Consider the following 6,800-nt stretch of genomic DNA (forward strand, 5'->3'; position numbering starts at 1 on the left):
AAACATTTAAAAATGTATTGTAAAAACGTAATAATTTGCATTCTTGCAACATTATTCGCTGTGTCATGCAGTAAAGACAGGGAAAAAAACAATCAGAAAAATAAAGAAGTTCCCGTACTGGAAATCAAAGAAAAAGATACATTGGTGAGCAACCAGTTTGTCACTGATATTCAGGCTAAAAAGAATGTTGAAATGCGTTCCAGAATCGGAGGTATTATACAGCATATCTATGTAAATGAGGGGCAGTTTGTCCATCAGGGGCAGGCTTTATTTAAAATCAATGATGCCGAACTGCAAATGGAACTGCTGAAAGCCAATGCAGCATTAAAACAGACTGAGGCAGATGTTCGTATTGCAGAAGTAGAACTGAAACAGATTCAGAGTCTTCATGCCAAAAAATTTGTGGCCAACAATGAGCTGGAAATGGTGAAAGCCAAATTATCCTCTGCCAAAGCAAAACATGCATTTGCCGATGCAGAAAAGAGAACCGTTCTTCAGAAAATAAGCTTTACAAGAATTACGGCACCTTTTGATGGAGTGATTGATGTAATTCCCCATAAAGATGGAAGTTTGGTGGAAAACGGTACTTTGCTGACCACACTCTCTCAATTGAATGAAGTGTATGCCTACTTTTCCATTCCTGAAAACTTATATTTTGAGCTTTTAGCCAACGATAAGATCGGAAATCATCAAAAGATCGAACTGACACTGCCAAACGGAGTGAATTACCAGTTCAACGGAGCTTTGAAAACCGCTGAAGGAGAAATCGACAGAACCACAGGTTCCATACGTTATAAAGTGCTTTTCCCGAATCCGGACCGTTTGATTAAACACGGTACTTCCGGGAAGCTTATCATTTCCGAACAACAAAATAATGCGATCCTTATTCCGCAAAAATCAACCTTCTCCATTCAGGATAAGACCTATGTTTTTGTTGTGGATAAACAGAATAAAGTGAAAATGACCAATATTAAGATCGGAACTACCCTGAGAGATTCTTATATGGTGGAAAGCGGTCTTAAAAAAGGAGATTTAATCATTTATGAAGGAACTCAGTCTTTGAAAGATGGTGATATTATCAAAATCAAAAAGAAGTATTAACCTTTCATAATCTTTAAATCAATTGACTATGGTAGAAATGTTTATAAGACGAAAGGTTCTTTCGTTGGTTATTTCCATATTATTTGTATTACTGGGAATTATGGCGTTACTGAAAATGCCGATCACCCAGTTTCCCGATATTGTACCGCCTTCAGTAACCGTTACAGCAAAATATACAGGAGCGAACGCCGAAGTGTCTGCCAATGCGGTAGCGCTGCCTCTGGAGCGTGCGATCAACGGAGTACCCGGGATGACGTATATGTCTACGGTAACCTCCAATGATGGTCTTACTCTTATTCAGGTGTTCTTTGAAGTAGGAACAGATCCTGATGTAGCAGCGGTAAACGTTCAGAACAGAGTAACAACTATTCTTGATGAGCTTCCTGAAGAAGTAATCAGAGCGGGTGTAACTACTGAAAAAGAGGTGAACAGTATGCTGATGTACCTTAATATCACCAGTGCAGACCCCAGCCAGGATGAACAGTTCATCTATAACTTTACGGATATTAACGTCCTTCAGGAGCTGAAACGTATTGATGGAGTAGGGCGTGCTGAGATTATGGGACAGAAAGAATACTCGATGAGAGTATGGCTTGATCCTCAGAAAATGGCAGCGTACAATATTTCTGCAGATGAGGTAATCACTTCCCTGCAAAAACAGAATATTTCTGCAGCACCAGGAAAAGTAGGTGAAACCTCTGGTAAAACCTCCAGCCAGCTTCAGTATGTGATTAAATATAAAGGAAAGTTTTTTGAGCCTAAACAATATGAAGAAGTTCCCATCAGGTCTGATGTGGACGGAACCATTTTAAAGCTTAAAGATATTGCTAAGGTAGAATTCGGAGCGATGAACTACGGAATGGTTTCCAAAACAGACGGAAGACCTTCTGCATCAATCATGATGAAGCAGCGTCCCGGTTCCAACGCATCTGAAGTGATTGAAAGTGTAAAGGCAAAAATGGAAGAATTAAAAGTCACCTCTTTCCCTCCCGGAATGGAGTATAACATGGCTTATGATGTTTCCAGATTCCTTGATGCTTCCATCAGTGCAGTATTAACAACCCTTATTGAAGCCTTTATTCTGGTAGGAATCGTAGTCTTTATCTTCCTTCAGGACTGGCGTTCCACATTAATTCCTGTGCTGGCTGTACCCGTAGCTTTGGTAGGAACTTTTGCATTCATGAATATGCTGGATTTCTCTGTCAATCTTTTAACATTGTTCGCATTGGTTCTTGCCATCGGAATTGTGGTAGATAACGCCATTGTCGTCGTTGAAGCCGTTCACGTTAAAATGGAAGATGGAATGAATGCGATGGATGCCACCATCAGTGCCACCAAAGAAATTGCAGGAGCGGTAGTAGCGATTACGATCGTAATGTCTGCCGTATTTATTCCTGTGGCATTCCTGGATGGTCCGGTGGGAGTATTTTACCGTCAGTTTTCATTAACATTGGCCATCAGTATTGTGATTTCTGGTGTCAATGCATTGACGCTTACTCCGGCACTCTGTGCGATTATTTTAAAACCTCATGATCACAATAAAAAGAAAACCATTATCGACAGAGCTTTCCAGAGTTTCAATACAGGTTTTGAAAGACTGACCAATGGTTATGTAGGTATTTTATCAAAATTTGCCACAAGAACTACAGTAACTTTCGGGCTGTTGTTTCTATTTGTGGGACTTACTTTTGTGACCAGTAAATTCCTGCCAACCGGATTTATTCCAATGGAAGATCAGGGAATGGTGTATGTAAGTATTACCACTCCGCAGGGTGCAACAGTAGAAAGAACAGAAAAAGTATTGGATGAAGTAACGGTTATTGCGAAGAAAATTAATGGAGTGGAAAACGTGACCACACTTGCGGGGTACAGTATCGTCACAGAAATCGCAGGTTCATCTTACGGTATGGCGATGATCAATCTTAAAGACTGGAAAGAAAGAAATATCTCAGTGAATGATCTTATTGCAGAGCTTTCAGACAAAACGAAAAGCATTGCAGATGCACAGATTGAAATCTTTGCGCCGCCAACGGTTCCGGGCTTTGGTAATACCAGTGGTTTTGAATTGCGTTTGCTGGACAGAACCGGAGGAACAATTGAAAATACAGATAAAATTACGAAGGATTTTGTTAAAAAATTAAACGAAGCTCCCGAACTGCAGAACAGTTTTACCAGTTTTGACGCTACTTTCCCGCAATACATGATCAATGTGGATTATGATATGGCAGCGAAGAAAGGCGTATCAGTAGACAACGCAATGTCGACATTACAAACGATGCTGGGATCTTATTATGCAACAAATTTCATCCGTTTCAGTCAAATGTACAAAGTGATGGTACAGGCAAGTCCGGAACATAGAGATACGCCTGAAAGTATTCTGAATTTATATTTAAAAAATGACAAAGGCGAAATGGTTCCTTTCTCAACCTTCATCACCATCGAAAAAGTATATGGTCCTGAAGTACTCACAAGGTACAATATGTATATGTCCGCTATGATCAACGGCGAGCCTGCTGATGGTTATAGTTCAGGAGATGCCATTGCAGCGGTAGAACGTGTAGCCAAAGAATCTTTGCCGAGAGGATTCGATATTGAATGGTCCGGAATGACAAGAGAAGAAATTTTATCAGGAAACCAGACCGTTTATATCTTTGCGATCTGTCTCTTATTCGTATATCTCTTACTTGCAGCGCAATATGAAAGTTTCCTTCTTCCCATGCCGGTATTATTGAGTCTTCCGACAGGAATCTTCGGTTCTTATATCGCTTTGGTAATAATGGGATTGGATAATAATATCTATGCACAGGTAGCTTTGGTCATGCTGATCGGATTGCTGGCCAAGAATGCCATCCTGATCGTAGAATTTGCGGTAGCAAGAAACAAACAGGGATTTGATATTGTTCCGGCAGCTATTGAAGGCGCAAGGCAGCGTCTGAGACCGATTCTGATGACTTCTTTTGCATTTGTAGCAGGGCTTATTCCTCTATGCATTGCATCAGGAGCGGGAGCAATCGGTAACCGTTCCATTGGTACAGCGGCAGCAGGAGGAATGCTGATAGGAACTATCTTCGGATTGGTGGTGATTCCGGGACTGTATATATTCTTTGCAAAACTTGAAAATAAGAAGAAAGATGAAAAGATTAAATCATAGAAATATATTGTATGGAATAGCATCACTGAGCCTGGTTTCCTGTGCTGTTCCCAAGGTAACGGAGCTGAAAAAAGCTCAGGAATTGCCGGAGGAAATCATTAAATCCGACAAAAGCAAATCTCCGGATGAATTCCAGCAGATCAACCTGAAAGCTTATTTTACAGATCCAAACCTGCTTGAGCTTTTCGATAAAGTAGTTCAGGCAAATCCTGACTTCCAGATTGCACAGCAGAGAGTAGAGATTGCCAACAGTTTCCTTCAAAGATCAAAGATGGATTTATTGCCATCTCTTGAAGTGGGAGTGCAGGCTTCTGGTGACCGCTACGGAAAATATACAATGGAAGGAGTGGGGAACTATGACACCAACCTTTCACCCAATATAACGGAAAACCAGAAAATCAACAGAGATTTTACCCCTAATTACTGGCTGGGCGCAAGGAGCAGCTGGGAAATTGATGCCTGGGGGAAATTGAAAAATAAGAAGATTGCAGCTCAAAAGAAATATCTTGCTTCCACGGAAGGATTAAGATTATTACAGGTAGAGCTTTTCACGGATATTGCCAACCTGTATTACCAGTTGGTTGCTTTAGATAACCGTCTTGCCATTTATCAGAAGAACTATAAACTTCAGCAGAGAGCCTTTGAAATTGTTCTGGCCCAGCGTGAAGTGGGAAAAGCCACGGAATTGGCAGTTCAGCAGTTTAAAGCCCAGAATAACAACTGGCTGGCAGAGATTGAACACATCAAAGTGGAAATCGTTACAGTAGAACAGGCGATTACAACATTAACGGGAAGCTACGGCGGAGAGGTGAAGCGCGGTTCAATACTGATGCCTACTAACATGGAAGTCTTGAATAAAACCATTAATGTAGAAAATGTGATCCATTCCAGACCGGATGTGGCTGCCAATTATTATGTGTTGGAAGCTTCTCAGGCTGATGCGAAAGCTGCAAGAGCTGCTTTTTACCCCAAAATTGATTTAGGTGCCGGTTTTGGACTGAATTCTTTCTCTGTAGAAACTTTTTTTAAACCAAGTTCACTGGCCGGGCAATTGTTGGGAGGATTAATGGTTCCTGTTTTCAATAAAGGACAGTTGAAATATGAATTCAAAGTAGCAAGTAAAGAGCAGGAAATTGCCTTTTTAAATTATCAGAAAAGCATTACAACTGCTTTTAATGAACTTCAGTCGATTCTGAAACAGACTAAGATCTATGAACGTGTTTTAAAACTGAAATCAGAAGAAGTTGGGTTTCTTGACCGTGGTGTTGAGGTCTCCAATGATCTTTATCTTACTGGATATGCCAATTATTTCGAACTGATCAATTCCCAGAAAAGCAAACTGACTGCTGAACTTGATCTATTGCAGTTTCAGCACCAGAATACCAGAAATAACGTCCTGCTGTTTAAAGCATTGGGAGGGAAACTGGATTGATTTTTACTTTTTTTACGATGAAGGAGCTGTCTTTTAGGCAGCTCCTTTTGTATTTTAATCAGCTTCTATGGATTTTCGTAATGATCATTGAAATAATGCGATACGATCTAACTTTTTACAAGTTGAGTTAACTTTTTTTTATATGTCCCTAAAAAAAGAGACTGTCCGAAGGGCAGTCTCTTTGTGTATGGTTTAAAATGAATCTGCTTTTAGAACAGAAACATTTTATAAGTACATATTATTTAACTAGCTGAATTTCAACAGCGGAAAATCCTTTAGGAGATTTCTCTTTTTCGAAAGATACTTTGTTTCCTTTTTTCACCGGCTCTGTACAGTTGTTATTGTGGAAGAAGATGTTTTCTTTGGAATTATCTTCCGTAATGAAACCATATCCTTTTTCACTCAGGAAAGTAACAATTCCTGTTTTTCTTGGATCTTCTTCAATGATAGGTGCTGCACCCAGCTGAATATCATCAAGGTTTACTTCCTGTCTTTGTTCAGGGGGAGTAGAAGTTAATCTTCCGAATTCGTCTACATACATGAAGACATCCTCCGCTCCTTTGTTGTTGTTCGTTTTACGTTCTTCGCGTCTTAGCGCCTTTTCTTTTTGCTTTTGAATTTTTTTCTTGAAATTTTCCTTTTTAGAAAAAGAATCTGCCATAAATTATTTTTAGTATTTAGTTTCTATAAATTATTGAGTTCAATCTGGCCTGTTTTTAGACCCTATAAAGCCTGGCTATGTTTTCTGTCCTGGATAATCCCAATCATACAGAGCTTTAAAATTCCGACAAGTATTGTTCTTAATAGAAGAATAAAAGTTAAAAAGATGGCTGCTCAAAAGGCAAAGACTGAATAAAAAATATTCGGGTCGTTACAGAAAACAAAGTAGAGACTTGGTTTATAATGTACAAATATACAACAATAAAATGAATAATCAGGTTTTAAATGATTGATTATCAGAAAAGGTTAAAGTGATACCTTATATTCGGCAGGAATGATATAAAGGAAGTTGTAATAATTGGTGACTAGTCCTGAAAAAGGTTGACTAGTTTAATATTTCAAATATACTTAAATCAGAGTAGGAATTTTCCTATTCTGATTTTGTTTTTTGTATGT

At 39.2% G+C, this 6,800-nt stretch carries 4 protein-coding genes; 3 read left to right on the top strand and 1 reads right to left on the bottom strand.

All coding sequences use genetic code 11. From position 1 onward, the window contains the following. Nucleotides 1-12: 12 nt before the first annotated feature. Genes BW946_RS14300 through BW946_RS14310 form a run of 3 tightly spaced genes read left to right on the top strand, consistent with a single transcriptional unit; the run spans nt 13 to nt 5,684 of the window. On the top strand, nt 13-1,101 hold the full coding sequence (locus BW946_RS14300; RefSeq protein WP_076596821.1) for an efflux RND transporter periplasmic adaptor subunit: 1,089 nt from the start codon (nt 13-15) through the stop codon (nt 1,099-1,101). A gap of 28 nt (nt 1,102-1,129) precedes the next feature. After that, nucleotides 1,130-4,252 (top strand): efflux RND transporter permease subunit, encoded by a 3,123-nt coding sequence (locus BW946_RS14305; RefSeq protein WP_076596822.1) that lies wholly within the window; start codon nt 1,130-1,132, stop codon nt 4,250-4,252. Beyond that, nucleotides 4,233-5,684, top strand: a complete 1,452-nt coding sequence (locus BW946_RS14310) for a TolC family protein (protein ID WP_076596823.1) — start codon at nt 4,233-4,235, stop codon at nt 5,682-5,684. Before BW946_RS14305 ends, BW946_RS14310 begins: the two co-directional genes overlap by 20 nt. A gap of 238 nt (nt 5,685-5,922) precedes the next feature. Here BW946_RS14310 and BW946_RS14315 read toward each other — a convergent pair whose 3' ends face one another. Further along, a complete protein-coding gene (locus BW946_RS14315) occupies nt 5,923-6,345 on the bottom strand; it encodes a cold shock domain-containing protein (RefSeq protein ID WP_076596824.1) in 423 nt (140 codons plus the stop codon). Nucleotides 6,346-6,800 lie beyond the last annotated feature (455 nt).

It is taken from the genome of Chryseobacterium sp. RU33C, from assembly GCF_900156015.1.
In the GTDB taxonomy this organism is placed as follows: domain Bacteria; phylum Bacteroidota; class Bacteroidia; order Flavobacteriales; family Weeksellaceae; genus Chryseobacterium; species Chryseobacterium candidae.